The following is a 25,328-nucleotide window of genomic DNA, read 5'->3' on the forward strand; positions in this document are numbered from 1 at the left end:
CCAACGGCCCCAGAGATTCCGGCGTCGCCCGTACGCCCCTCACCGTCAGTTGTCCCTACAATATCTGCATGACGCAGAAGAATTCCTCCACGCGCGGTCGGCTGATGGGTGAGCTGATCGGGGAGTCGCGCCGCTACATGGCCGCGTACGCGCTGTTCAACCAGGCCGTCGCCGACCATCTGCGGCTGCACCCCACCGACGTGCAGTGCCTCAACCTGCTGAGCCTGGAGGCCGCGCCGGTCACCACCGGCCGCATCGCCGAGCTCACAGGGCTCACCACCGGGTCGGCGACCCGTCTCGTCGACCGGCTGGAGCGGGCCGGGTACGTCACCCGACAGCGCGACACGGAGGACCGGCGCAAGGTCCTCGTCGCGACGGTGCCCGAGCGGATGGAACGGCTGGGCGAGGTCTGGGGCGCGCTGCGGCAGGACTGGGCGGCGATGTTCGACTCGTACACCGACGAGGAGATCGCGCTGCTCACCACGCACATGCGGCGGACGGTGGAGCTGAGCGCCGCCCAGATCGACCGGCTGCGACAGGGGGACCTCGGCGAGGGGTGACGCCCGGCGCCGGTGCGCCCGGCCGCTCCCGTCAGGCCGGCGCGCCGCCGAATTCGCGCAGGGCGCTGTCGACGATCGCCTCCAGGCGGGCGTGGTGCGCGCCCCGCCAGTAGACGCGCTCGCAGGCGGTGCACTGCGCGAACACGTCGTACGTGCGCTCCGTGCCGTGCTCCAGCATGCCCCGCACCGAGTCCTTGTCGGCGTCGGTCAGCTCGCCGTTGCAGGCGGTGCAGCGGGTCCAGGGAGCCAGAGGGGGCGCGAAGCGTTCGAGGACGTCACGGAGTTGGTCCTCGGGCCGGTCGCTGTACACATACGCCCCGGCCCACAGTTCGCGGCGGCGCAGCAGCCCGCGGTCCCGGGAGAGCATCACCCGGCGCTCCTTGGCCGAGAGGGCGGCCAGCGCCGGGTCGCCCAGGTCCTCGCTCTCGTACGCCGCGTCGACGCCGAGCAGGCGCAACCGCCTGGCCAGCGTGCCCAGATGGACATCGAGCAGGAAGCGGAGCGGGGCGCCGGGGACCGGCTGCGGGCGCTCGATGCCCCGCACCTCGACGATCTCCCCGGCGGCGGGGATGTGCGAGACCGGGGCGGGGCGGCCGTCCACCAGGATCCGGCCGGCCTCCGTGAGCGGAACGCCGAGGGATTCGACGACATGGCCGAGCGTCGACGCCCCGTCGGTCGTCAGAACCGTGCGCCCCTCGCGGCGGTCCGGGGGCACGAAGAGGCGCAGGCCCGGGGCGAAGCTGATGTGGATCTCCGGTCCGTTCACCCGGCCAGCATGTCATCGCCGGTGCCGCGTCAGCCAGGTATTTCGATGCCGGGCCGGGAGGGGGAAAGGGGGCGCGAAGCGCCGGAGATACGTGAGAAGGGGGATGCGTGAGGAGCGGGTGGGTCAGGCGCGGAAGAGGTCCGCGTGCGCGGCGGCCCAGTCGGCGAACGTGCGGGCAGGGTGGCCGGTCAGTTCCTCGACGGTGCGGGTGAGCGGCGCGGGCTTGCCGTCGTGGCTGGCCCAGTAGTCGAGCAGCGCGTCCGCGAACGCGTCCGGTATGTACTGCGCGACCGAGGCCTTCCACTCCGCCGGCGTCACGGCGTTGACGGTGATCTCACGCCCCGAGGCCTTCTCCAGGATCGCGATCTGCTCCGTGAAGGTCAGCGCTTCGGGGCCCGTGAGCAGGTACGACGAGCCGCGCAGACGCGCGTCGGTCAGGACCGCGAAGGCGGCCTCGGCGAGGTCGGTCTCGTGGATCGGGTCGCCGTAGGAGTGGGGGTACGGAAGGTCGACCGACCCCGTGGCCTTGACCGACCACGCCCAGGGGCGGGCATTGCCCGCGAAGGCGCCGGGCTGGAGGTGGGTGACGTCGAAGGCGCCACGGGCGGCGGCCGCCTCGAGCGCGCGCTCGGCGGCGAGGTGCGGTGCGGCGATCGGGTTGTCGGCGGCGCCGGGGGAGAGGACCGAGCTGGAGGAGAGCAGCGCGACGTGCGCGACACCGGCGGACTGCGCGGCGTCGATGAACGCGTCGATGTGCGAGGCCTCGGCGTACAGGAAGACGGAGTCGATGCCGTCGAGGGCAGCCGCGAAGGTGGTCGGGTCGCCGAGATCGCAGCGAACGGTCGGGACGCCGGGCGGAGGAGTGAGGTCCTCGGGGCTCTTGGAGGCGGCCCGTACGTCGATCCGCGCGTCGTGGAGCAGCTGGATGAGGGCGGAGCCGACGCGGCCGCGGCTTCCGGTCACGAGAACAGTCATGGGGTGGTGGTCCCTTCAGAATCGAGTGCAAGATGCAGAATCTGCGTCACGCAGATAAATATGTAAGAGACCGGCCCTCCCGTCAACTCCTTTTGAGAGAGGGATAGCGTGCCCGGCATGAAGATCATCGACCTTGAGCCCGGCGACGCCCGTCTGAACGACGACCTGCTGCCGGTTCTGCGCGAGCTGCGTCCCCATCTGACCGAGGACCTGTTCCGCGACATCTACGAGAAGGGGTACGCGCAGGGCCTGCGCTTCACCGCCGCCTACGCGGACGACGGTGCGTGCGTGGGCGCGGCGGGCTGGCGGATCGTCGACAACACCAGCCAGATCCGCAAGCTCTACGTCGACGACCTGGTGACCGCCGAGCACGCCCGCTCCACCGGCGTCGGCCACCACCTCCTGGCCCATCTGGAGGGGCGCGCCCGCGCGGCCGGCTGCCACTGCCTCAACCTGGACTCCGGCACGCACCGGACCAGTGCGCACCGCTTCTATCTGCGGGAGCGGTTCGACATCGTGGCGTTCAACTTCGACAAGACCCTCGGCTGAGGCGCGTCGCCCCGGGCCCTTCCCTCAACCCAGGTCCCCGGCGCCGCCGTCGCGACGCCCCTCCCCTGGAACCCGGCCAGCACGGCCCACCCCGTCTCGTAGACCTGCTCCCCGTCCAGGGTCTGCTCCCAGAACCCGATGCTGCCGACCACGGCCTCCTCCGGGAGCAGCACCACGCGGTACATCCGGCCCGTGCCCGCCCGGTCCGCGCTCAAATTCACGTATCTTCGGTGCCGGTCGGCCAGCTTCTCCTCCGTCTCGGGGCCGCCGAGATGGCCCATCAACTCCGGTGCGTTCAGGGCGCGGAGCAGCTCGAAGTCCTCGTCCGACCACGGCTCGATCCGTACGGGCGACACGGTGATCTCCATGGCCGCACTCTAGGTGGGGGGTCCGACAGTGGCATACGCCGTCGGCGGCACCCCCACCGTCGCCGTGAAGTCCCGTACGAGATGGGCCTGGTCGCTGTATCCGAGCTCGGTCGCGAGCCGCGCCCAGTCCACGGCGCGGGGACGGTGCTCCTCCGGGCCGTGGGCTTCGTTCTCGGCGCGCTCCAGGGCCTCGTGGATGCGGTAACGGAGGATGACCCACTTCGGTCCGACGCCCACATAGGTGGCGAAGAGCCGCTGGAGCGAGCGCACCGACACCCCTTCGGCGCGGGCGAGTTCGGAGACCCGGCGGACCGAGCGGTCCGTGCGCGCCAGGTCGACGAGGGCCATCGCGCGGTCCGCCTGGGGGTCCGGCCGGGGTTCGAGGGACAGCAGGAAGGCGTCGAGGGCCGTCACGCGCGCATGCTCCGTCCCGGGCGTGAGGACCGCTTCCACGGCCTCGGGGGACGCGGCGGCCGGGAAGGCCTCCGCGAGCGGGACCCTCCGGCCGGTCCACTCCGAGACCGGCCGGTCCGGTGCGAACGGAAGGAAGCCCCCGGGCCGGAACTGCACCCCGCACACCCGGCCCACACCCGACAGCTTCTGCGTGAACAGCTCCAGGCCGATGCCGGAGACCTCGGCGGACGCGTGCACGGACCCCTCGTCGTCGTACCGCTGGAAGACCACGTTGACGGACGGGTGCGGCACGACATGACTGGCGTACGGCTCGGTCAGGTCCCAGTCGATGAGCCAGTAGTGCTCCAGATACGGCCGCAGCGCGGGCGCCGGTTCATGGCGGCGGAAGCGGACGCGGGCGAAGAGCTCGGCGGCGTCGACGATGCCCCGGGTGTCGCGGCGCGGACCGGATCCGGTGTCGTGTTTGTTCAAGACCGGGTGGACCTTCCCTCGTACCTTCGCCGTATGACGTACCGCATCAGTGAACTCCTCGAGAAGGCGGCCGCGCACGCCGTGCCCGTCGTGCGCGGCATCCGGGACACCCAGTTCCCCTCCCCGACCCCGTGCTCGGCCTACGACGTACGGGAGCTGGTGAACCACCTCTTCGAGGTGGTCGTGCACTTCCAGGCGCTCGCGGCGAAGGAGCAGTCCCCTTACGGCGACACCCCCGACCGTCTCCACGGCGACTGGCCGAAGGCCTTCGAGGAGGAGGTGCGGAAGCTGGTGGAGGCGTGGGCGCGGCCGGGGGCCGAGGAGGGCACCACGGGTTCGATGGACATGCCGGCCCGGACGGTCGCCTCGATGGTGCTGCTGGACCTGACCGTGCACGCGTGGGACCTGGCCAAGGCCACCGGGCAGCACTTCGAGCCCGACTTCGAGGTGGTGGACGGGCTGTACGCGGCGGTGGAGGCGATGGCGCCCATGGCGCGCCAGATGGACGTGTTCGGGGACGCGGTGACGCTGCCGGAGGGGGCGTCGGCGTTCGACCGGCTGCTGGCCCTGACGGGGCGCGATCCGCGCGTGTGGGCCGGCTGAGCCGAGTGGACCGGCCGGGTGGAGGTCCCGCCGCCCGCGGCCGGCCCGTCAGCGGCTGCGGCCCTCGGAGCGGAGCCTGACGTGCGCCACGACCTGCCGGAACGCCTGTTCCTCGGCGGGTGTGAGGGTCACCGTCTCCTGCGGATGCCACACGCGCCCCAGCGGAACGGCGCCCGCCCGGCCGGCCGCGCGCCGGCCACGGGCACTCAGCGCCAGCCAGGCGACGGCCGACAGGCCGAGCAGACAGAGAGCGACGACACGGGGGTCGGTGAAGTGGTCGGACATGGCGGTCTCCGGGGCACGACGGCCGCTGCGGCACGGGCCCTGCCAGAGGCCGTACAGCGGCATGGGCGATTCCTGCTGCTTCCTCCCGACTCGGCCAGTTAACACCACGCTCCGGGGCTCGCGGCAGGGGGAAGCGCTGACCAAAATCCGGGGCCGGGGGGCGGTGCGGGTTCGCCGGGGGGCGCACGCCTGCGCCCTTGTGCGGTCCGGTGATCCCCCTCAAGGTGTCCGAAAAGGAGAGGTCCCGCCGGGAGGGAGCAGCGCGTGACGAACGCGGGGGCATGGGAATTCACCGACGACAGAGGCGCGGTCTTACGGCTGCCGCGCAGGCCGGAACGCGTGGTGGCCTACATACGCGCCGGGGCGGCGCTCCAGGACGCCGGAATACCGCCGGTCGCGGTGTACGGATCGGGGCACGACGGGGACGCGCTCGACCCGGTCAAGGCGGGTGCGCTCGGCGACGCCGGGGTTGCGTACCTCGGGCCGGGCAGGACGCTGGACGACGAGGCGCTGCGGGCGGTGCGGCCCGACCTCGTCGTGGAGGTGACCTACGACGGGAAGAGCGCGTACGCCATGGATGAGGCGGTCGCGGACCGGCTCGGTGTCCCGCTGCTGGCCCTCTCGGTCGGCAGCGAGCTGTCCCTGGGGGCGATCCTGGGGCGTTTCGCGGAGCTGAGCGTCGCGCTGGGTGGGGGGCCGGCCGGAGGGCTCGGCGGTACGGGCGCCGCGACCCTGCCCGCGGACCGTGACTTCGCGGCGGCGGAGCAGGCGGTGCGTACGGCGGCGGCGGAGGCAGTACGCGGGGCGCGCACGGCGATGACCGAGGCACCCGCGCCGGGCGACCCCTCCCCGGCAGCGGATCCCGCGGGAACGCCGTCTCTCCGGGTCCTCGCCCTCTCCGGCGCCGGGCCCGACCAGGTCCACATCGCCCGCCCCGGGGCCTGGCCCGAGCTGGCGCATCTGCTGGCGCTGGGTGTTCCGCTCATCGAGCCCGGGCCCGGCGCCGGGGCGAACTGGCTGACCGCCGACTGGGAACGGGTCGCCGAACTCCGCCCCGACCTGGTGCTCGTCGACAGCCGCGCCAACGCCGTGCAGCCCGCCGCGTCGGCCGCGTACCCGGCCTGGAGCGCCCTCGCCGCCCGCGCGCGCGTGGAGCCGTGGAACCCGGAGACTCCGCCGAGCCCCGCCGCGTACGGGCGCTTCTTCCGCGCCGTGGCTCAGGCCCTGGACGGCCTGGGGGACATCGCCTGACCTTCAGCCCCTGAAGTGACCGGCCGGGCCGAGGAGGCGAGCGCGGAGGGCGTTCGCCAGCTCCTCGGCCCGGGCCAGCTGCGTGCGAAGGTCCGCGACCCGGCGCGCGGCGGCCCGCTCGAAGCCCTCGATCCGGGCGAGAAGTGCCTGCCGCTCGCCCGGCTCCAGCTTCTCGCCGGAGTCGAGCCGGTCCGTGGCGGCCAGCAGCTCGCGTGTCTCGTCGAGCGTGAAACCGAGCGGCTTGAGGCGGTGGATCACCTTCAGCCGGACGACATCGGTCTCCGTGTAGAGCCGGAATCCGCCCTGGGTGCGGGCCGAGGGGATGACCAGGCCGCTGTCCTCGTACTGGCGGATGGTGCGAAGCGACAGCGCGGTCCGTGCGGCGACCTCGCCGATCTGCATGTGCTCGGAGACCTGCGTGTGCTCGATGATCACAGCAACCGACCCTCTTTTCGTACGTACATCCCTTATGTCTATGTCCGTACGGTCATGATGCCCAACGCCCCCGCCCACGCCGTCACGCGCCACGCCCTCTCTCGCGGGCGGCTTGGCGGTCGGCTGCGGGGTCGGTCCCGGGGTCATGCCGGGCCGGTCGGGCGAGCCGGGCCGCCCGACTCCGCAGATACCGCGCCTCGGGCAGGCTCAGCGTGTGCCCCGCCGCCCGCCGGTAGGCGTCGCGCGCGCCCGGGGCGTCTCCCGCCTTCTCCAGCAGATGCGCGCGTACGGCGTCCAGGCGGTGGTGGCCCGCCAGCCGGTCCTCGAGGCGCGCGACCTCGTCGAGGCCCGCCCGGGGTCCGTGCACCATGGCGACGGCCACCGCCCGGCCGAGCTCGGCCATCGGCTCGGGCGCACGGGTCACCAGCAGGTCGTAAAGGGCGAGGATCTGGGGCCAGTCGGTGTCCTCGGGACGCTTCGCCTCGTCGTGCAGGGCGGCGATGGCGGCCTGGAGCTGGTACGCGCCGGCCGGGCCCTCGGACAGGGCCTCCTCGACCAGGGTGGTGCCCTCGGCGATGGCGCGCCGGTCCCAGCGGGCGCGGTCCTGTTCGTCGAGCGGGATCAGCTCGCCGCCCGGTCCCGTGCGCGCCGCGCTGCGGGCGTCGGTGAGCAGCATCAGCGCCAGCAGCCCGGTCACCGCGCCCTCCGTCGGCAGCAGGCGGCGCACGGCGCGGGTCAGCCGGATCGCCTCGCGGGCAAGGTCGGCGCGGTGCAGCGAGCTGCCGGAGGTCGCTGTGTAGCCCTCGTTGAAGATCAGGTACAGGACCTGGAGGACGACGGCCAGCCGCTGATCGCGGTCCTCGGGCGCCGGCTGGCGGAAAGGGGCGCCTTTGACCTTCGCCTTCGCGCGGCTGATGCGCTGCGCCATGGTCGCTTCGGGGACCAGATGGGCCCGGGCGATCTCGGCCGTGGTCAGACCGCCGACCGCACGCAGGGTGAGCGCCACCTGGGCGGGCGGGGTCAGCTCGGGGTGGCAGCAGAGGAAGAGCAGGGTGAGGGTGTCGTCGTCGGCCGGGGCGCGGCTCTCATCCGGCGGGGGCGCGGTGAAGGCGTGACGCGGCTGGAGCTGCGCGGCGGTCTCCTCACGGCGGCGCCGGGCCTCGTCGGCGCGCAGCTGGTCGGCCAGCCGGCGCGAGGCGACCTTGATGAGCCAGCCGCGCGGATTGTCCGGGACGCCGGTCCGGGGCCACTGCTCGGCGGCGGCGATGAGGGCCTCCTGGACGGCGTCCTCGGCCGGGTCGAAGTGACCGTACCGGCGCACCAGCGCGCCGAGGACCTGCGGCGCGTGCCGGCGCAGCAGGTCCACGACCCGGTCGCTGTCAGACGACATCGCCTCCGCCGCCGTCCTGGATCGGCCGGATGACCACCGGGTAGTCCGTGACGCCCTCGGGGACGGGGCACTGTGCGACCCGCGCCGCGATCTCGGTGACCCGGTCCAGGCTCTCGCAGTCGAGGACCCAGTAGCCGGCCAGCAGCTCCTTGGTCTCCCCGTACGGCCCGTCCGTGATCACCGGACGGCCGTCGGCGTCCGCCGTCACCAGCCGGGTCCGCGCCGGTTCCACGAGCCCCTGGGCATCGACGAGCTCACCGGACTCGGCGAGGTCGTCGTTGACCTGGTTCATGAAGGCGAACATCGTCTGCAGGTCCTTCTCGCTCCAGGCGGGGCTGTGCGCGGACGGCTTGCCGTTCATCGCGTCGTAGTCCGCCTGCGTGCCCTGCACCATCACCAGGTACTTCATGGTCTCGCTCCTTCTGGATGCGCCCTGGCCCCTTGTGGGCGACGGGGGCGGCTCTCACAGGGGACGTCGGAGCCGATGGCGCGTTCTCGACACGCCTCGGAGGAAATACCATGACCATTTTCCCGGAAGGGGCCCCGGAAGCGCCGTGTGGGCGCGTCGGCGGCGGGTCGTGCCGTGCGGGCGGGCACGGCCCGGATCACCGCGTGAGCGTGCCGGCCCGGGTCAGGGCCAGACCAGGCAGTACGGCTGGTGTCCCGCCTCGTGGAGGCGGACAGAGAAGTCCTGCCACTCGTGGAGCAGCTGGTAGACGTTGAACGCGTCGCGCGGGCCGCCGCGGTCGGGGACCGTCGACCAGATGAAGGCCGCCGCGCCCACCGACTCCTCGCCGATGCCGCGCAGCGGGTCGACCACGGTCATGGGCAGCTTCACCACGGCGTAGTCGGGATGCAGGACCACGAGCTCCAGCGGGGGCACCTTGTGCAGGGGCATGCCCTGGATACCGGTGAGGACCATCGCGGCTATCGTCTCCGGCTTGATCTTGGTGAACATGCCACCCATGCCGAGTTCGTCGCCGCCGAGCTCCTCCGGGCGCATGGAAATGGGCACGCGGGCGGCCGTCGCGCCGTCGGGTGCGCCGAAGTACTTGTAGGTCACCCCCACTCGGCCACTCCTGCTTCCCGTGGGTTCGTCCCGTTCGTGTCGCCGGTGCTTCCCCCGCCGGGCAGGCTCGGGACCCAGATCGTCGGTCCCCTCGCCCAGTCCGCCACCGCGATGCATATCTCCACCCGACTGGTTTTTAGGCAACACAGCCCCCGCCGCGCAACCCGATCATCGTGACAGTGACCTCCCCCACGCTCGTGCGGTGAAACACCTGTCCGCAAGAACGTCCTGGCCTCTGACACCATGGATTCGTGAGCTTTCCCTATGACGCCCCAGTTTCGCAGACGCGGAGGGGCAACAATCCGTCGTGATCCCGGGGGCCCACGCCGTCGAACGTCAGCCGTCTCTCCGTACTCGCAGGTCAGGACCAAAGTGCCGTATTCATACGAAGCCCCAGTCTCACAGACGCTTTTCGACCGCGCGTCCCTCGTGACGCCCGGCGGCGTGAACTCTCCGGTGCGCGCCTTCCGGGCCGTGGGCGGTACGCCCCGGTTCATGGTGTCCGGTACCGGTCCGTATCTCACCGACGCGGACGGGCGTGACTATGTCGACCTCGTCTGCTCGTGGGGGCCGATGATCCTCGGCCATTCTCACCCCGAGGTGATCGCGGCGGTCCAGGACGCGGTTGTGCGGGGCACCTCCTTCGGTACGCCGGGGGTGGGCGAGGTCGAGCTCGCCGAGGAGATCGTCGCCCGGATCGAGCCCGTCGAGCAGGTGCGACTGGTGTCGTCCGGCACCGAGGCGACCATGTCGGCGATCCGGCTGGCCCGCGGTTTCACCGGCCGGGCGAAGGTCGTCAAGTTCGCCGGCTGCTACCACGGGCACGTGGACGCGCTGCTGGCCGCGGCCGGCTCGGGTCTCGCGACCTTCGCGCTGCCGGACACGCCCGGGGTCACCGGCGCGCAGGCCGGTGACACGGTCGTGCTGCCGTACAACGACCTCGAGGCGGTGCGCGCCGCGTTCGCCGCGCACCCCGGTGAGATCGCCTGTGTGATCACCGAGGCCTCGCCCGGCAACATGGGTGTCGTCCCGCCGAAGGACGGCTTCAACGCCGGTCTCAAGGAGATCTGTGCCGAGAACGGCGCGCTGTACATCTCCGACGAGGTCATGACCGGTTTCCGTACCTCGAAGGCGGGCTGGTACGGCGTGGACGGGGTGAAGCCCGACCTGATGACCTTCGGCAAGGTCATGGGCGGCGGCTTCCCGGCGGCGGCCTTCGGTGGCCGCGCCGATGTCATGGCGCACCTCGCCCCGGCCGGTCCGGTCTACCAGGCGGGCACGCTCTCCGGTAACCCGATCGCCACCGCCGCCGGCCTCGCCCAGCTGCGGCTGCTCGACGACGCCGCGTACGCGAAGGTCGACGCGGTCTCCGAGGAGATCCAGGGCCTGGTCACCGGCGCGCTCACCAAGGAGGGCGTCGCCCACCGGCTCCAGACGGCGAGCAACATGTTCTCGGTCTTCTTCACGCCGGACGAGGTCGTGAACTACGAGGACGCCAAGCGGCAGGAGTCCTTCCGCTTCACCGCGTTCTTCCACTCGATGCTGGCGCAGGGCGTCTACCTGCCGCCGTCGGCCTTCGAGTCCTGGTTCGTCTCCACGGCCCATGACGCGCAGGCGGTCGAGCGGATCGCCGCCGCGCTGCCCGCCGCCGCCCGCGCCGCGGCGGAGGCGACCGCATGAGCCCCGAGAACAGTGGTGACGACTTCACCGTCGTCCACCTCCTGCGCCACGGCGAGGTGCACAACCCCGACGGCGTCCTCTACGGCCGCCGGGCCGGGTACCACCTGTCCGAGCTGGGCCGGCAGATGGCCGACCGGGTCGCCGAGCATCTGGCCGGGCGGGACATCACGCATGTCGTGGCGTCTCCGCTGGAGCGTGCCCAGGAGACGGCGGCGCCCATCGCCAAGACGCACGGGCTGACGCTCGACACCGACGAGCGGCTGATCGAGGCCGCCAACGTCTTCGAGGGCAAGACCTTCGGCGTGGGCGACGGCGCGCTGCGCAAGCCGGGCAACTGGAAGCACCTCACCAATCCGTTCCAGCCGTCCTGGGGTGAGCCGTACGTCGAGCAGGTCGTCCGGATGATGGGCGCACTGGATGCGGCGAAGGACGCGGCGCGAGGGCACGAGGCGGTCTGCGTCAGCCATCAGCTGCCGATCTGGATCGTGCGCAGCTTCGTGGAGCGGCGCCGGCTGTGGCACGACCCGCGCCGCCGGCAGTGCACGCTCGCCTCGCTGACCACCTTCACCTACCAGGGCGACAAGATCGTCTCGGTCGGCTACAGCGAGCCGGCCCGCGATCTGGTCCCGGCGCATCTGCTCGCCGGCGCGAAGCCGGTGAAGGGGAAGTCGAAGGCCTTCGGCGCCTGACCCGGCGCCGGGATCCGGCGCCCGAGGTTCAACGCCCGAGGCCCTGGGCACACTGCGGGGGCGGCTGGTTGACGAGACGTCATACGGCCGCCCCTGAAAATTTGTGCTAATTTCCGGAACCTCCGCCTTCGTTCCTGCATCTCACTCATTGCCGGTTTGAATTACTTATCCGGTAATACGCGAGCGCGGATGGGGACGATATGCGCGGGATCAGCCGAAGGGGATTGCTCGGAGCGGGAGTTGGGGCCGCGGCCGCGATCGGAATCGCCGGATGCGGTACGGAGGGCCCGGGCTCGCCAGGACGGTCAGGTCAGGGCGAAGACGGACAGACCGGACAAGATGGTCGGTCAAGTGCCTCCCCCAGTAAGCAAGAGGGCCGCCTCATCGGTGACGGTTCCACCTCCGACACCGGAAAGCAGCCCCACCAGCCCGAGCGGCCGGTCCCGCTCGAACCCGGCCAGACGCCGCCGCAGTTCGTGATCTTCTCCTGGGACGGCGCCGGCGAGGTCGGCAACGGCCTCTTCCCGCGCTTCCTCGAGCTCGCCAAGGACCACGACGCGGCGATGACCTTCTTCCTCTCCGGGATCTACCTCCTCCCCGAGTCGAAGAAGTCCCTCTACCGCCCGCCGAACAACGGCATCGGCGCCTCCGACATCGGCTACCTCACCGACGACCACATCAAGGAGACGCTGAAGAACATCCGTCAGGCATGGCTCGACGGACACGAGATCGGCACGCACTTCAACGGCCACTTCTGCGGCGGCTCCGGATCCGTCGGCAACTGGTCCTCCGCGGACTGGCGCAGCGAGATCGACCAGGCGGTGAAGTTCGTCACCGAGTGGAAGACCCACAGCGGCTGGACCGACCTCGACCCGCTGCCCTTCGACTACCGCAAGGAGCTCGTCGGCGGCCGCACCCCCTGTCTCCTCGGGCAGGACAAGCTGCTGCCCGTCGCCAAGCAGCTCGGCTGGCGCTACGACGCCAGCTCCCCCGGCGGCCGCCAGCGCTGGCCCGAGAAGCGCCAGGGCCTCTGGGACCTGCCCCTGCAGGCCGTACCCTTCCCCGGCCATTCCTTCGAGGTGCTCTCGATGGACTACAACATGCTCGCCAATCAGTCGAAGAATTCGACCAAGGGCATGCCGTCGCGTTATCCGGGCTGGCGCAAGCAGGCCACCGAGGCGTATCTCGCCGGATTCACGCGTGCGTACGAGTCCAATCGCGCCCCCTTCTTCATAGGCAACCACTTCGAACAGTGGAACGGCGGCATCTACATGGACGCCGTCGAGGAGGCCCTGAAGGGCATGGCCGCCAAGAAGGACGTGCGCCTCGTCTCCTTCAAACAGTTCGTGGACTGGCTGGACGTCCAGGACCCGAAGGTCCTCGACAAGCTCCGCACCCTCGATGTCGGTCAATCGCCGACCGGCGGCTGGAACTCTTTCTTTAAGACGGCTTGACAAGGGTCTTTACGGGCACCGAGGGGGGCGCCCAAGATCCGTGGGACGGCCATGCGAAACTTTTCACATGAGCCTTAGCCGCGCCCCCCGACGCACCCTGCTGGCCGTCGGAGCCCTCTCGGCCGCCCTTGCCCTGACGGCCTGCAGCTCGGACACCAACGGCAAGTCCGGCGGTGGCGGAGACACCAACTTCGTGAGCAGTACGGGCGGTATCGACACGGTCGCGAAGGGCGAGCGCGTGGCCCCCAAGAAGCTGGCGGGACCGACCCTCGACGGGAAGCAGCTCGATGTCGCCGACCTCAAGGGCAAGGTCGTCGTCATGAACCTCTGGGGCTCGTGGTGCCCGCCGTGCCGTGCCGAGGCGAAGCATTTCGCCAAGGTCTCCAAGGAGCTCAAGTCCCAGGGCGTGGAGTTCGTCGGGATCAATACCCGCGACGCCAACAAGCAGCCCGCCCTGGCGTTCGAGGAGGATTACGGCCTCGGCTATCCGAGTCTGTACGACCCGACCGGAAAGCTGATCGTCAATGGCTTCCCCAAGGGCAGCCTGAATCCGACCGGCATTCCGTCCACGATCGTTCTCGACAAGGACGGAAAGATCGCGGCGCGCGCGCTGATGGCCGTGGACGACAAGAAGCTCCGCTCCATGATCGACCCGCTGGTCGCGGAGAAGTGATGAACCAGACGGTATTCAGCGGGGCGCTGCTGCTCGCTCTGCCCCTCGCCCTGCTCGGCGGTCTCGTCTCCTTCTTCTCGCCCTGCGTCCTTCCACTGGTCCCGGGCTATCTCTCGTACGTCACCGGGGTCACCGGAACCGACCTCGCCGAGGCGCGGCGCGGCCGGATGACCGCCGGCGCCGCGCTGTTCGTGCTCGGCTTCTCCGCCGTGTTCGTCTCCGGCGGGGCGCTCTTCGGATACTTCGGCTGGACCCTCCAGGCGCATCGCGAGATCCTCACCACCGTCCTCGGTGTGCTGATGATCGTGATGGGGATCTTCTTCCTGGGCCTGATGCCCTGGTTCACCCAGCGGGAATTCCGTTTCCACAAGCGCCCGGTGACCGGACTGCTCGGGGCGCCCGTGCTCGGCGCGCTCTTCGGCATCGGCTGGACGCCCTGCATCGGTCCCACGCTCGCCTCGGTCAACGCGCTCGCGGCGCAGGAGGCCAGCGCGGGCCGAGGGGCGATACTGACCGTCGCGTACTGCCTCGGCCTCGGCGTGCCGTTCATCCTCGCCGCGGTCGCCTTCCGCAAGGCGCTCGGCGCGTTCGGATGGGTCAAGCGGCACTACGCCTGGGTCATGCGGATCGGTGGCGGCATGATGATCGCGACCGGTCTGCTGCTGCTCACGGGCGCGTGGGACGGCATCGTCCAGCAGATGCAGGGCTGGACCGACGGCTTCCAGGTGGGGATCTAGTTCCATGGGCACGACCGAAACGACCAACCAGAGCGACCAGAGCGGCCCGGGCGGCCCGGACGAGCAGAACGACCAGCGGGAGCTCGGCGCCGCCGGGTCCCAGCTCTCCACCGCCCCCAGGGAAGAGACCGTCATCGGCGGGCCCGCCCTCGGTGTCGTCGGCTGGGTCCGCTGGTTCTGGCGGCAGCTGACCTCCATGCGGGTAGCCCTGATCCTTCTCTTCCTGCTGTCCCTCGGGTCGATCCCCGGCTCGCTCATCCCGCAGAACAGCGCGGACGAGGTGAAGGTACGCACCTTCAAGCAGGCCCACGAGACGCTGTCGCCGCTCTACGACAAGCTCCAGCTCTTCGACGTCTACAGCTCGGTGTGGTTCTCCGCGATCTACATCCTGCTGTTCGTCTCCCTCATCGGCTGCATCGTGCCCCGCAGCTGGCAGTTCGTCGGCCAGCTCCGCGGCCGCCCGCCGGGCGCGCCCAAGCGGCTGGACCGGCTGCCCGCCTACACGACCTGGCGCACCGAGGCCGAACCGGAGCAGGTCCGGGAGGCCGCGCTCGCGCTGCTGAAGGACCGCCGTTTCCGTGCCCACACGGCCGGCGACGCCGTCGCCGCGGAGAAGGGCTATCTGCGCGAGGCGGGCAACCTGCTCTTCCACATCGCGCTGATCGTGATGCTGGTGGCGTTCGCCACCGGACAGCTCTTCAAGTCCGAGGGCGGCAAGCTGATCGTCGAGGGAAGCGGCGACGGCTTCTCCAACACGCTCACGCAGTACGACGACTTCAAGTCCGGGTCGCTGTTCAGCAGCGACGAGCTGGAGCCGTTCAGCTTCAAGCTGGACACCTTCACCGGGACGTACGAGAAGAACGGCCCCCAGCGCGGCACTCCCCGCACCTTCGAGGCGGCCGTGACCTACTCCGAGAACGGCGGCGCCGACAAGAAGGCCGTCATCCGGGTCAACGAGCCGCTGAAGGTCGGCGGCTCCAAGGTCTATCTGATCGCCCACGGATACGCGCCGGTCGTCACCGTCAGGGACGGCAAGGGCAAGGTCGTCTACAGCGGAGCCGTACCGCTGCTGCCGATCGACAACAACATCACCTCGACCGGTGCGATCAAGGTGATGGACGGCTACCGCGACGCGAAGACGGGCAAGAAGACCCAGCTCGGGTTCCAGGCCTTCTTCGTGCCGACCTTCGCGGGCGCCGGCAAGGGCAGCATGTTCTCGCAGTTCCCGGCGCTGGACTTCCCGGTCATGGCCCTCACCGGCTACAAGGGCGATCTGGGCGTCGACTCCGGCCTGCCGCAGAACGTGTACCAGCTGAACAAGAAGGAGATGACCCAGTTCACGGACAGGAACGGCAACAAGCTGGCGCAGCGGCTGCTGCCCGGTGAGTCGATGACCCTGCCCGACGGTGCCGGCTCGATCACCTTCGAGAAGGACATCAAGGAGTGGGCCAGCTTCCAGATCTCCCAGCAGCCGGGCAACGGGCTCGCCCTCGGGGGAGCCGTCGCCGCGATCGCCGGTCTCACCGGCTCGCTGTTCATCCAGCGGCGCAGGATCTGGGTCCGGGCCGTACGGGAAGAGGACGGCACGACCGTCGTCGAGATGGCGGGGCTCGGCCGCAGCGAGTCCGCGAAGCTTCCCGAGGAGCTGGCCGATCTGGCGGTCACGCTCACCACCCGGGCGCCGACCGCGCCGGACCACGCAGCAGGACCCGCCGAAGCCGAAGGGGCTGAGAAGTGACGCTCGCCGCCGCGACCAACGAGAGCCTGGCGCAGATGAGCAACGTGCTCGTCTACTCCGCGATGGCCGTTTACACGCTGGCCTTCCTGGCCCATATCGCCGAGTGGGTCCTCGGCAGCCGCAGCAAGGTCGGCCGCACGGCCGCCGCGCTGACCGCCTCCGCCGCGACCCGGCCCGCCGTGAAGGTCCAGGTCAAGAAGGCGGGCGGGACCACCGTCCTGGACCGGCCGCGGGTCGTCACCCGGTCCGCCGCCGGCACGCGTGACGTGCCGGACGGCCCCGGCGCCGCCGGCGGCGATGCGAAGGGCGATCTGTACGGCCGTATCGCCGTCTCGCTCACCGCGCTCGCGTTCCTGATCGAGGCCGCGGGCGTGGTGGCGCGCGCGGTCTCGGTGCAGCGCGCCCCCTGGGGCAACATGTACGAGTTCTCGATCACCTTCTCCACGGTGGCGACCGGCGCGTACCTCGGCTTCCTCGTCGCGAAGAAGAACGTCCGCTGGATCGGGCTTCCGCTGGTCACCACCGTCCTGCTCGACCTGGGCATGGCCACCACGTGGCTCTACACCGACAGCGACCAGCTGGTTCCGGCGCTGGACTCGTACTGGCTGTGGATCCATGTCTCCACAGCCATCTTCTGCGGCGCGGTCTTCTACCTCGGCGCGGTCGCCACGCTGCTGTACCTCTTCCGCGACTCCTACGAGAACAAGCTCGCCGGCGGCGGCGACCCGGGCTCCTTCGCCCGCTCCGTCCTGGAGCGCCTGCCGTCCGCGGCGAGCCTCGACAAGTTCTCCTACCGGGTCAACGCGGCGGTCTTCCCGCTGTGGACCTTCACGATCATCGCGGGCGCGATCTGGGCGGGCGACGCGTGGGGCCGCTACTGGGGCTGGGACGCCAAGGAGGTCTGGTCCTTCATCACGTGGGTCGGCTACGCGGCGTATCTGCACGCCCGCGCGACCGCCGGCTGGAAGGGCCGCAAGGCCGCGTACATCGCGCTGATCGCCTTCGCCTGCTTCCTCTTCAACTATTACGGCGTGAACATCTTCGTGAACAGCAAGCACTCTTACGCCGGCGTCTGATTCCCCGGGCGCGGTTCGCCTGGCTCGCGCCGGGCGCGCCCGCGCGTGACGCTGGAGACATGGCAGATGCGATCACCCGGGGCGCGAGCGAGACCCATGGCGATACGCACGTGCTGCGGTACGTGCTGAGCCTGCCGTACCCCGTCGTACGAGTCTGGGCCGCCGTGGCCACCCCGGAAGGTCTTCCGGGGTGGCTCGCGGCGGCCGATCCATTGGAGCCCCGCCTCGGCGGAGCGGTCACCCTGCGCTGGCTCAACGCGGACAGCGAGGGCCACCACACGGTCGTCTCCGGCCGGGTCACGGCCTGGGACCCGGAGTACGTCGCCGAATACACCGTCGGCGCCCCGCACGGCCGGATCCGCTTCCACCTCGAACCGGCCCGTGACGGCGGGACCGTCCTGCGCTTCACCAACGAGTTCCAGGGATCCGACGAGTTGCGGCTGGACTGCCTGGCCGGCTGGCACCACCACTTCGAGCTCCTGATCCGCGCGCTGGAGGGCGGCCCGACGACCGACTGGAAGTCCTGGACCCCGGACCGCTGGCAGCAACTGCGAGACGGCTACGCCCGCGACGAGCAGCGCTGGCCCCGGTGGGAGCCGTAGGGGCCCTGTGCCTTCAGCCGGCCGCGGGCGGCAGACAGTTCCCGGCGGGCGGCTTGCCCTCCGGCCAGGCGATCTGCACGAACCGCTGGTTGCCGTCCCCTGCCAGCTCCACCACCGGCACCGCCTTGTTGTACGGGTTCCCGTAGTTGTCCAGGCAGATCCAGCCGCTCGCGCCCTCCACCCGCAGCGACCCCTTCACCTGGGGCCACTGTGCCCCGACGTCGGCGAGCGCCGGCAGCTTCCGGCCGTCCACGGTCGCCTGCCGGACGGCGTGGACGGCCATCGCCATCGCGTCGTACGCGACGATCGACTGGCCGTCGGCGAGCTCGACCTCGCCCATGGGGCCGACCGGGCCGGCCGCCACCCGGTTCATCGTCGCCAGGAACGCGTCGTACGAGGCCGTCGAGCCGCCCGTCGCCGGGACCGGCCGGTCCTTCGCGGGCTTCCAGGCGTCCGGGTGGGCCAGCGAGGCGTACCGCACGGTCAGCTTCGCCCGCAGCGCCTCCGGCCTGAGCTTGGCGTCACCGCCGAGATAGGAGGCCTCGTCGCCGGTGAGCACGGTGAACGCACGCCGGGTGCAGCCCCGGGCGCCGAGCGCGTTGATGAACTGCCGCAGCTGGGTGTGGCGTCCGGCGAAGAACACCGTCTCCGCGTCGGTGTCGCAGATGAGATGGGTGATCTGCCGGAACGTGTTGGCGGTGGTGCCCTCCTCGGTGGGGTCCGCAGGTGAGGTGAAGAGCTGTGGCTCGTACGGAGCGCCCTTCAGCGACGCGGCGAACGCGTTCTTGAGGGTGTCGGTGTAGTGGTCGCCGGTGCGGGTGTCCTGCACCAGGAGCGCCTTCGCGCCGTTCACCCTGCCGAAGTGGGCCAGGGCCCGTGCCTCGTCGGTGTTGGTGGGGGAGACCCGGGCCAGGCCCGGATACCGGCTGCGGCCGGGGCCGTTGGCGATGTCGTCGGCGGTGATGGTCGTGCCGACGACCGCGATGCGCGCGGCGGTCAGCTCGGTGACCGCGCCGCGCATCTCGGTGGAGCTGGTGGCGACCCCGGAGACCGCCCGCAGCTGGTGCGGGGCGCCGGTCATCCCCTTGAGCAGGGCCACCGTCGTACGCCAGTGGGCGTTGCCCTTGCCGGTGTTGGCGAGGACGAGACGGATGCGGGGCATCTGGTCGTTGGACTCGTGATTGGCCCGGTACTGCTGGGCGAAGGCCCCCTGCACCTCGTGCAGGACCTTGATCCGCATTCCGGCGTCGGGCGAGGTCAGCGGGAGCAGCACGGCCACCGTGGCGTAGTCGCCCGCCTTGAGGGTCGCATTCTCCCTGCCGATCGCGCGCGCGACCTGGGTCAGTGCCGGCACACCGAAGTCATGTCCGTCGCCGTTGACGCCGACGCATTCGGTACTGCCCTGCGGGCGGGCGACACCGCTCGCGCAGGAACGGTCCTCCGGGGCGGTGACGGTGTTGATGGCACAGACGGCACCGGCGATGACCAGGGCCGACACCAGGACGGAGGTGATGATCTTCTGTCGGGTGGTGTAGAAGACGCGGTAGCGCAAACGGTTGGGCACGCTCGTCAGGCTCCGTCCTCCCGGCCCGGCGGCAGCGAGAGCCCCTGCCAGGCGCGGATGTCCTTCGGCCAGTGGGTGGCCGCGTCCCACAGCGGACTGTTGCCCGTCCGGTGCCGTCCGGACAGCTGGCGCAGCTCGTGCGCCATCTTGTCGACGACCGCGTCGTCGGGCAGGGCGAGCGGATCGGTCAGCAGCCACACGGCGTGCAGCAGCCGCCGCAGACAGAGATGGAGTTCGGCCGCGTCCGAGTCGAGCCCGGCGGGGAGCGCCGCCGTCTCCTGCCCCAGCGCCACCGCGCGGCGCGGATCGGGCCCGGTCGTCCGCGGCTCGCGGGGGTACGGCGCCGAGGCGATGAACCGCAGCCGCCCCAGCCAGCCCACCACGTCCGGCTCGGGGAAGGTCAGCCGCAGCCGGGTCACGGCCTCCTCGGTCCGGCCGAGGGCTAGTTCCTGGTGGAGGTGGTACGGGCCGGGCTCGGGGCCGTAGAAGCCGCTCAGCGTCTCGTACACGGCGCGCCAGGCCGTGTACGCGGGGTGGTCGGCGTCGTGGAAGCGCAGCCGGTGCAGCAGCAGGGCCCGCAGCAGCGGGTCGCCGACGAAGTGCTCGGCACCGCCCGGCCAGTCGTCGGCGCGCAGCATGTCCCGTACGCGCAGGGCCATGTCACCGTCCAGGGACTCGCCGCGCAGCCGGGTCCTGGCGAGAGTGCGTGCCGACTCCTCGTCGTGGGCGGCGGCGAGGACGGCGAGCGGCTCGGGGCGCAGGCCCGGCAGCAGTTCGCCGAGCAGGGTTGCCGCGACCGGCACCGGGGGGCTGTCCTCACGCAGCTCCACCGTGAGGTCCAGCAGCGCACCGGGGGTGAGCGTGGACCGGACCGAGGCCGGGGCCTCGCCCGCCGCCCGGCCCAGCAGGGCGACCCCGAGCGGCCGTCCGCCGGTCAGCCGGTGCACCCCGCGGGCCAGGTCGGACGGGGTGCGGCCCGCAGGGTCGAACCGGTCGAAGGCGGTCTGCGTCTGCGGCGGACTGAGCGGGGTCAGCTCCACCGCGAGGATCCCGGAGGTGATGTCCGTCCCGCGCGGGCTCGGCGCCCGGTGCGCGGTCTCCGGCAGCCGCAGCCGGGCGGCGTGCCGCAGTCCGGTGTGGTCGCGGACCCGGGAGGAGGCCATCACCACGACCTGGTCGCGGCGGCCGCCGGCGCGCTCGCGCAGAATCGGTTCCACGAGACGTCTGCCGAGCGGCAGATGGGCGTTGTCGAGGAGGACGAGCGGCCGGCCCCGGCGGGTGCCGCGCCGGGTCAGGCCCGTGTAGGCGCGGCAGAGGTCCTCCACGAGCGCGCCGACGAGGAAGTCCTCGGCCTCGACGCGGCGGCGGCCGCCCTGTTCGAAGTCCATGGCGAGCTGCTGGAGTCCGGCCTTTCCGCGGCCGCCCGCGTTGCGGTAGGTGCCGTACCAGCTGTCGGACTTCTGCTGGAAGCGGCCGAACACCTCCTCCAGGACCGTCTCGACGGTGGCCTCGGCGAGCAGCCCGGCCATCGGTGCCGTCGTCTCGGCCGCGTTCGCCGCCATCTTGGCGAGGACCTTGGTGACCCAGTTCGCGGCCGCTCCCTTGGTCGCGTCGACCGTGGCGAGGACGGGTCCGAGCCGCTGCAGATCGCGCCGGGCCCGCTCGTCGTCCTCGTGGGACCAGCTGATGCTCGCGACCGCGACCAGGCCGAGCGAGAGCCGGGGGAACTGCACGGGCTTGGCCGTGTGGATCCTGGGCGCGAGCTGGACGGCCAGTTCGGCGAGGGCCCCGGTGAGCGGATTCCAGCCGGGCCCGTGGTCGGCGGGCGGCTCGATGTGCGCGCAGTCGATCAGCGCGAGCGGGGTCCCGCCCCGGTAGGCGTTGCGTATCTGCTTGAGCAGCGCGGTCTTGCCCATGCCGCGGCCGCCGGTGAAGACGGTGACGGGCGGATCGTCGCCGTGTTCGTACTCGACGCGGGTGAAGCTGTACGGAGCCAGGCCGGTGAGGCGCGCGGCGAGACCGGTCCCGTCGAACACCGCCTCACGGCCGTACAGCTCTCTGTCCACCGCCACCCCCCAGTGTCACGAGACAGTTTCTGTCACAGCGTCATATCCACGATAACGACAGGGGGTTGGCTCGTGGTCAAGGATGGCGGCGAAGGTCGCGCGATCCGTCAGTTCGCGGTGATCGCGTCGAGCTGGGCGCGCAGATAGGTGTGGGATTCGATGCCGCCCACGGTGGTGCCCGGATCGCACTCGTAGAAGTACACCAGGGACATCAGCTCCTCCGACGGCGCGTCGGCCGGCGGTGGCAGCACCCGGTGGCGGCCGGAGCGCCAGCGTCCGCCGGTCCAGTGGGCCATCAGGTCACCGATGTTGAGGGTGAAGGCGGCCGGATCGTACGGCGCGTCCTGCCAGCCGCCCTCGTCGGTGAAGACCTGGAGCCCGCCCCTGCCCGCCTGCCGGTCCAGCACGGTGACCGTGCCGAAGTCGGTGTGCGGGCCGATCCGGAACTGGCCGGGCCGCGGCTCGCCGGTCACCTCACGGCCCGGATACCAGTTGATGTTGAACCCCCAGGTGGGGTGCCCGGTGTGCCGGGTGAAGAAGTCCTCGCCCTCCCCGAGAACCGTCCCGAGGAGCTCCAGAACCCGGTCGGAGAGGGCCCGCATCTGCGCGAGGTAGGTCGTCACCAGCGGCTTCAGACCCGGTACTTCGGCCGGCCAGGTGTTGGGCAGGAACCACTCCGCGTCCACCGCCCGGTCCCCGGTCGGCTCGTCCGCCGCGAACGACAGCGACTCCTTCAGGTCGGGCGGGGTCGCCGTCCCCTCCGCGTACCCGTTGGCCTCCGCGCCCGGCCCGAGCCAGCCGCGCCCGCCGACCTTCACGGCGTACGGCTCCTTGGCGGCGGCGGGCAGCCGGAAGAAGCCCCGGGCCGTCTCCCGGATCTCGTGCCGCAGGGCCGGATCCACTCCGTGCCCGGTGACCAGCAGGAACCCGGCGGTCCGCAGCGCGTGGTCGATGGTCCCGGCCGCCGCCGAGGGCGTCCCGGAGAGGTCGATGGTCGGAATGCGCGTCTCAGCCATGGCCGATGTCCTCGTTCCACAGGGCCGGGTGTTCCTCGATGAAGTCCCGCATCAGCGCGGTGCACTCCGGGTCGTCCAGCACCACGATCCCGACTCCGTGCTCCGCCAGCCAGTCGTGCCCGCCGTGGAAGGTCTCGGCCTCGCCGACGACGACCCGGGAGATCCCGAACTGCCGGACCAGGCCGCTGCAGTACCAGCAGGGCGACAGCGTCGTCACCATCGTCGTCCCCCGGTACGAGCGCTGCCGCCCGGCGGCCCGGAACGCGGCGGTCTCCGCGTGCAGGGACGGATCCCCGTCCTGGACGCGCCGGTTGTGCCCGCGCCCGAGGAGGGTGCCGTCGGGACCGTACAGCGCCGCCCCGATCGGAATCCCGCCCTCCGCGAGCCCGGCACGGGCCTCCGCGAGCGCGGTCCCCAGCCAGCGCCGTGCCTCTTCCAGATCCATGCCACGACCCTTCCCCGGAGGGGCGGCGACATCACCCGTGACGCGCCGCCGTCCCCCATCGGCCCCGCCGATGGGCCCATCGGCAGGACGCCCCAGTGGCCCGTGGACCGGCCCCGGCCTCCGCTCGTAGCGTCGTCGTCATGAGAAACGAGACCAGGGGAAGCATCGAACTCACCCTCGCCATGGTGCTCTCCGGCACCCTCGGCGTCTTCGTCGTCGAGTCCGGGGCATCACCGTTCGAGGTGGTGTTCTTCCGGTGCCTGTTCGGGGCGCTCGCCCTCGGCGCGTACAGCCTCGCCCGCGGCTACTTCACCGGTCACGGCTTCACCCCGAAGAAGCTGGGACTCGCCGCCCTCGGTGGGGGGTTCATCGTCTTCAACTGGGTGTTCCTCTTCGAGGCGTACGAGGCCACCTCGATCTCCTTCGCCACCGTCGTCTACCACACCCAGCCGTTCTTCCTGGTGCTGCTCGGGGCGCTGTTCCTGCGGGAGCGGATCTCCGCCGGGAAGCTCGGCTGGCTCGCCGTCGCCTTCGCCGGGCTCGTCCTCGTCTCCGGCGTACGGGCCGGGGACACGGCCTCCCTCAAGGGGCTCGGGTTCGCGCTCGCCGCTGCCGTGCTCTACGCCCTCGCGACCTTCGTCACCAAGCGGGTCACCGGCGTACGGCCGCATCTGATCGCGCTCGTCCAAGTCCTCGTCGGCATCCCGCTGCTGCTGCCCTTCGCCGACTTCGGTGCCGCGGCCGGGCTCGGCACCGGCTGGCTGTGGCTCGCCGGGCTCGGCCTCATCCACACCGGCCTGATGTACGTGTTGATGTACGCGGCCTACGCCAAGCTGCCCACCGCCAAGATCGCCGTGCTCGCGTTCACCTACCCGGCCGTCGCGATGGTCGCCGACTGGGCGGTCTACGGCCACCACATCTCTCTCGTCCAGGCGCTCGGCGTCCCGCTGATCGTGCTCGCGAGCCTCAGGGTCACGCTTCCGGCTCGGACCCCTGCTCCGACACCAGCCGCCGCGCCTGCTCCACGAACAGCCGCACATGCGCCGGCAGCCGCTTCCCCCTCCGCCACGCGAGCTGGGTGACGAGCGTGAACGGCGGCTCCCAGTCCAGCTCCACCAGCGTCCCGGCCGCCAGCTCCGCCGCCACGGCGACGCGCGGCAGCAGCGCCACCCCGAGGCCGCCGGCCACTCCGCGCTTGGTCGCCTCGATCGTCCCGAACTCCATGAACGGCGGCGGCGTCCCCGTACGCTCGCGCACCTCGTCCTCGAAGAGGTCGCGGTACGGACAGCCCGGCTCGGTCCCCACCAGCTGCGCGGCCGCGAGCGCGTCGGTCGTCAGCCCGGCCCGGCCGGCCAGCGGGTGGCCCGGCGCGCTCACCAGGACCAGCGGCTCGGCCGTCAGGACCTCGGTCTCCAGGCCGGCGTGCTCGGTCTCTGGCTCCATCAGGAACCCGATGTCATAGGTCCCCCGGCGCAGCGCCTGCCGGGTCTCGTCGCCCAGCGTGGGGCGCAGCGACAGACGCACCTTGGGGTAGCGGTGGTGGAACAGCTCCAGGAGCGGCGGCAGCCGGTAGGAGGTGAGCGACTCCATCGTGCCGATGGTGATCGCGCCGGCCGGTTCTCCCGCGTCCGCGACGGCGGCCCGCGCCTCGTCGCTGAGCTCGATGATCTGCCGGGCATACGGGAGGAACCGTTCACCGGCCGCGGTGAGGCGGATCCGGCTGCCCAGCCGGTCGAAGAGCTCGGCGCCCAGCGAGGTCTCCAGCGAGCGGATCTGGCTGGTCACGCTGGACTGGGCGTACTTCAGCTCGGTGGCGGCCCGGGTGAAGCTGAGGACGGTGGCGACCTTCTCGAAGGTCACCAGCAGGCGGAGTTCCACGTCAGGACTTCGGGTCGTCGTCCTGCTCGCGGCGCTTGAGCTCCTCCTCGCGGCGGCGCAGGTCCGCCTCCCAGTCCTTGAGGAGCGACTCGTCCTTCTCGTTCTCCTCGCGCAGCGACTTCAGGAAGTCGGGGTTGTCGTCCGGGGCGACCCACTCCTGGCGGTGGTTGCGGTGCCACTCGGAGGGGGTGCGGCCGCCGGCGGGGGCGTGGCGCATCTTGCCGGCGGCGAGCCAGACGATCGGACCGACGATCCAGAAGAGCAGGATGATGAAGACCCAGGCGACCTTGGGGAGGTGCTTGGCCTCGTCCTCGGGGGTGTTGAGGCAGTCGATGAAGGCGTAGATCGTCAACGCCAGCGGCAGGATGTACATCAGTGCCCTGAGCATGTGGAACAGCCCCCTGGAAGCGTTGGCGGACCGTGCTGACCGGCCCCGTCACGGCCCAAGGTTAGCGGTCGGGCACCGGGCCGCGCGCGGCGCCCGCAAGGCCGAGAGGGCGGCGCCTCCCCGGGGTGCGCGCAGCGGCATGACCCCCTCGGGGGCTGTGTCTTCCCGGGGGCAACCCCCGGACCC

Annotated in this window: 28 protein-coding genes; 13 read left to right on the forward strand and 15 right to left on the reverse strand. The window is 71.3% G+C overall.

The window, feature by feature from the left end; genetic code table 11:
• The first annotated feature begins 68 nt into the window (after window positions 1–68).
• Entirely contained in the window at window positions 69–560 is a 492-nt protein-coding gene (locus tag ACZ5VC_RS24400) for a MarR family winged helix-turn-helix transcriptional regulator (RefSeq protein WP_469122172.1), read from the forward strand.
• Between the two features lie 31 nt (window positions 561–591).
• Here the strand turns inward: ACZ5VC_RS24400 and ACZ5VC_RS24405 are convergent, their stop codons facing one another.
• Together ACZ5VC_RS24405 and ACZ5VC_RS24410 are read right to left on the reverse strand one after the other, a co-directional pair.
• On the reverse strand, window positions 592–1,326 hold the full coding sequence (locus ACZ5VC_RS24405) for a Mut7-C RNAse domain-containing protein (protein ID WP_469122173.1): 735 nt from the start codon (window positions 1,324–1,326) through the stop codon (window positions 592–594).
• A gap of 123 nt (window positions 1,327–1,449) precedes the next feature.
• Entirely contained in the window at window positions 1,450–2,301 is an 852-nt protein-coding gene (locus tag ACZ5VC_RS24410; RefSeq protein WP_469122174.1) for an NAD(P)H-binding protein, read from the reverse strand.
• Window positions 2,302–2,418: 117 nt separating this feature from the next.
• Here ACZ5VC_RS24410 and ACZ5VC_RS24415 point away from each other — a divergent pair, with 117 nt between their 5' ends.
• The gene (locus ACZ5VC_RS24415) at window positions 2,419–2,850 is read left to right on the forward strand and encodes a GNAT family N-acetyltransferase (protein ID WP_468708600.1); all 432 of its coding nucleotides are present in this window, start codon (window positions 2,419–2,421) and stop codon (window positions 2,848–2,850) included.
• On the opposite strand, the gene ACZ5VC_RS24420 is transcribed toward ACZ5VC_RS24415, so the two are convergent.
• Both ACZ5VC_RS24420 and ACZ5VC_RS24425 read right to left on the reverse strand, forming a co-directional pair.
• On the reverse strand, window positions 2,793–3,218 hold the full coding sequence (locus ACZ5VC_RS24420; RefSeq protein WP_469122175.1) for a GNAT family N-acetyltransferase: 426 nt from the start codon (window positions 3,216–3,218) through the stop codon (window positions 2,793–2,795). The genes ACZ5VC_RS24415 and ACZ5VC_RS24420 overlap by 58 nt on opposite strands.
• 9 nt (window positions 3,219–3,227) lie before the next feature.
• Window positions 3,228–4,103, reverse strand: a complete 876-nt coding sequence (locus ACZ5VC_RS24425; protein ID WP_469122176.1) for a DUF6597 domain-containing transcriptional factor — start codon at window positions 4,101–4,103, stop codon at window positions 3,228–3,230.
• A gap of 33 nt (window positions 4,104–4,136) precedes the next feature.
• On the opposite strand from ACZ5VC_RS24425, the gene ACZ5VC_RS24430 reads away from it, so the two are divergent.
• Window positions 4,137–4,706 (forward strand): TIGR03086 family metal-binding protein, encoded by a 570-nt coding sequence (locus tag ACZ5VC_RS24430; protein ID WP_469122177.1) that lies wholly within the window; start codon window positions 4,137–4,139, stop codon window positions 4,704–4,706.
• A 48-nt stretch (window positions 4,707–4,754) separates the two neighbouring features.
• Here ACZ5VC_RS24430 and ACZ5VC_RS24435 read toward each other — a convergent pair whose 3' ends face one another.
• The gene (locus ACZ5VC_RS24435) at window positions 4,755–5,054 is read right to left on the reverse strand and encodes a hypothetical protein (RefSeq protein ID WP_469122178.1); all 300 of its coding nucleotides are present in this window, start codon (window positions 5,052–5,054) and stop codon (window positions 4,755–4,757) included.
• 201 nt (window positions 5,055–5,255) lie between these two features.
• Between ACZ5VC_RS24435 and ACZ5VC_RS24440 the strand changes: the two genes are divergently transcribed.
• Entirely contained in the window at window positions 5,256–6,242 is a 987-nt protein-coding gene (locus ACZ5VC_RS24440; RefSeq protein ID WP_469122179.1) for an ABC transporter substrate-binding protein, read from the forward strand.
• A 3-nt stretch (window positions 6,243–6,245) separates the two neighbouring features.
• On the opposite strand, the gene ACZ5VC_RS24445 is transcribed toward ACZ5VC_RS24440, so the two are convergent.
• The 4 genes from ACZ5VC_RS24445 to ACZ5VC_RS24460 form a co-directional block, all read right to left on the reverse strand.
• The gene (locus tag ACZ5VC_RS24445; protein WP_469122431.1) at window positions 6,246–6,644 is read right to left on the reverse strand and encodes a MerR family transcriptional regulator; all 399 of its coding nucleotides are present in this window, start codon (window positions 6,642–6,644) and stop codon (window positions 6,246–6,248) included.
• Between the two features lie 115 nt (window positions 6,645–6,759).
• Window positions 6,760–8,067, reverse strand: a complete 1,308-nt coding sequence (locus ACZ5VC_RS24450; RefSeq protein WP_469122180.1) for an RNA polymerase sigma factor — start codon at window positions 8,065–8,067, stop codon at window positions 6,760–6,762.
• Window positions 8,057–8,476, reverse strand: coding sequence for a YciI family protein (locus ACZ5VC_RS24455; protein ID WP_469122181.1), 420 nt, complete (start codon window positions 8,474–8,476; stop codon window positions 8,057–8,059). Before ACZ5VC_RS24455 ends, ACZ5VC_RS24450 begins: the two co-directional genes overlap by 11 nt.
• A 222-nt stretch (window positions 8,477–8,698) precedes the next feature.
• On the reverse strand, window positions 8,699–9,253 hold the full coding sequence (locus ACZ5VC_RS24460) for a hypothetical protein (RefSeq protein WP_468708588.1): 555 nt from the start codon (window positions 9,251–9,253) through the stop codon (window positions 8,699–8,701).
• A 255-nt stretch (window positions 9,254–9,508) separates the two neighbouring features.
• Here ACZ5VC_RS24460 and hemL point away from each other — a divergent pair, with 255 nt between their 5' ends.
• The 8 genes from hemL (at window position 9,509) to ACZ5VC_RS24500 (ending at window position 17,785) form a co-directional block, all read left to right on the forward strand.
• Window positions 9,509–10,816 (forward strand): glutamate-1-semialdehyde 2,1-aminomutase, encoded by a 1,308-nt coding sequence (gene hemL / locus ACZ5VC_RS24465; RefSeq protein ID WP_469122182.1) that lies wholly within the window; start codon window positions 9,509–9,511, stop codon window positions 10,814–10,816.
• Window positions 10,813–11,505 (forward strand): histidine phosphatase family protein, encoded by a 693-nt coding sequence (locus tag ACZ5VC_RS24470; RefSeq protein ID WP_469122183.1) that lies wholly within the window; start codon window positions 10,813–10,815, stop codon window positions 11,503–11,505. The genes hemL and ACZ5VC_RS24470 overlap by 4 nt, the downstream gene beginning before the upstream one ends.
• Before the next feature lie 200 nt (window positions 11,506–11,705).
• A complete protein-coding gene (locus ACZ5VC_RS24475; protein ID WP_469122184.1) occupies window positions 11,706–12,959 on the forward strand; it encodes a polysaccharide deacetylase family protein in 1,254 nt (417 codons plus the stop codon).
• Window positions 12,960–13,026: 67 nt separating this feature from the next.
• Complete coding sequence (locus ACZ5VC_RS24480) at window positions 13,027–13,632, forward strand: TlpA family protein disulfide reductase (protein WP_469122185.1); 606 nt, start codon at window positions 13,027–13,029, stop codon at window positions 13,630–13,632.
• Window positions 13,632–14,369, forward strand: coding sequence for a cytochrome c biogenesis CcdA family protein (locus ACZ5VC_RS24485; RefSeq protein WP_469122186.1), 738 nt, complete (start codon window positions 13,632–13,634; stop codon window positions 14,367–14,369). Before ACZ5VC_RS24480 ends, ACZ5VC_RS24485 begins: the two co-directional genes overlap by 1 nt.
• Before the next feature lie 4 nt (window positions 14,370–14,373).
• On the forward strand, window positions 14,374–16,107 hold the full coding sequence (gene resB, locus ACZ5VC_RS24490; protein ID WP_469122187.1) for a cytochrome c biogenesis protein ResB: 1,734 nt from the start codon (window positions 14,374–14,376) through the stop codon (window positions 16,105–16,107).
• Window positions 16,104–17,183, forward strand: coding sequence for a c-type cytochrome biogenesis protein CcsB (gene ccsB / locus ACZ5VC_RS24495; RefSeq protein WP_469122188.1), 1,080 nt, complete (start codon window positions 16,104–16,106; stop codon window positions 17,181–17,183). Before resB ends, ccsB begins: the two co-directional genes overlap by 4 nt.
• A gap of 59 nt (window positions 17,184–17,242) precedes the next feature.
• Window positions 17,243–17,785, forward strand: coding sequence for an SRPBCC domain-containing protein (locus tag ACZ5VC_RS24500; RefSeq protein WP_469122189.1), 543 nt, complete (start codon window positions 17,243–17,245; stop codon window positions 17,783–17,785).
• Between the two features lie 13 nt (window positions 17,786–17,798).
• Here ACZ5VC_RS24500 and ACZ5VC_RS24505 read toward each other — a convergent pair whose 3' ends face one another.
• The 4 genes from ACZ5VC_RS24505 to ACZ5VC_RS24520 form a co-directional block, all read right to left on the reverse strand.
• On the reverse strand, window positions 17,799–19,349 hold the full coding sequence (locus ACZ5VC_RS24505) for an ABC transporter substrate-binding protein (protein ID WP_469122190.1): 1,551 nt from the start codon (window positions 19,347–19,349) through the stop codon (window positions 17,799–17,801).
• 5 nt (window positions 19,350–19,354) lie between these two features.
• Complete coding sequence (locus ACZ5VC_RS24510; RefSeq protein ID WP_469122191.1) at window positions 19,355–21,415, reverse strand: hypothetical protein; 2,061 nt, start codon at window positions 21,413–21,415, stop codon at window positions 19,355–19,357.
• Between the two features lie 107 nt (window positions 21,416–21,522).
• Complete coding sequence (locus ACZ5VC_RS24515) at window positions 21,523–22,431, reverse strand: isopenicillin N synthase family dioxygenase (RefSeq protein ID WP_469122192.1); 909 nt, start codon at window positions 22,429–22,431, stop codon at window positions 21,523–21,525.
• Window positions 22,424–22,876: a nucleoside deaminase gene (locus tag ACZ5VC_RS24520; protein ID WP_469122193.1), complete on the reverse strand. Its 453-nt coding sequence runs from the start codon at window positions 22,874–22,876 to the stop codon at window positions 22,424–22,426. Before ACZ5VC_RS24520 ends, ACZ5VC_RS24515 begins: the two co-directional genes overlap by 8 nt.
• Window positions 22,877–23,016: 140 nt before the next feature.
• On the opposite strand from ACZ5VC_RS24520, the gene ACZ5VC_RS24525 reads away from it, so the two are divergent.
• The gene (locus tag ACZ5VC_RS24525) at window positions 23,017–23,958 is read left to right on the forward strand and encodes a DMT family transporter (RefSeq protein ID WP_469122194.1); all 942 of its coding nucleotides are present in this window, start codon (window positions 23,017–23,019) and stop codon (window positions 23,956–23,958) included.
• On the opposite strand, the gene ACZ5VC_RS24530 is transcribed toward ACZ5VC_RS24525, so the two are convergent.
• Together ACZ5VC_RS24530 and ACZ5VC_RS24535 are read right to left on the reverse strand one after the other, a co-directional pair.
• Window positions 23,849–24,754 (reverse strand): LysR family transcriptional regulator, encoded by a 906-nt coding sequence (locus ACZ5VC_RS24530; RefSeq protein WP_469122195.1) that lies wholly within the window; start codon window positions 24,752–24,754, stop codon window positions 23,849–23,851. The genes ACZ5VC_RS24525 and ACZ5VC_RS24530 overlap by 110 nt on opposite strands.
• 1 nt (window position 24,755) lies before the next feature.
• On the reverse strand, window positions 24,756–25,142 hold the full coding sequence (locus ACZ5VC_RS24535; RefSeq protein ID WP_469122196.1) for a PLD nuclease N-terminal domain-containing protein: 387 nt from the start codon (window positions 25,140–25,142) through the stop codon (window positions 24,756–24,758).
• Between the last annotated feature and the right edge of the window lie 186 nt (window positions 25,143–25,328).

It is taken from the genome of Streptomyces sp. NPDC033174, from assembly GCF_055577795.1.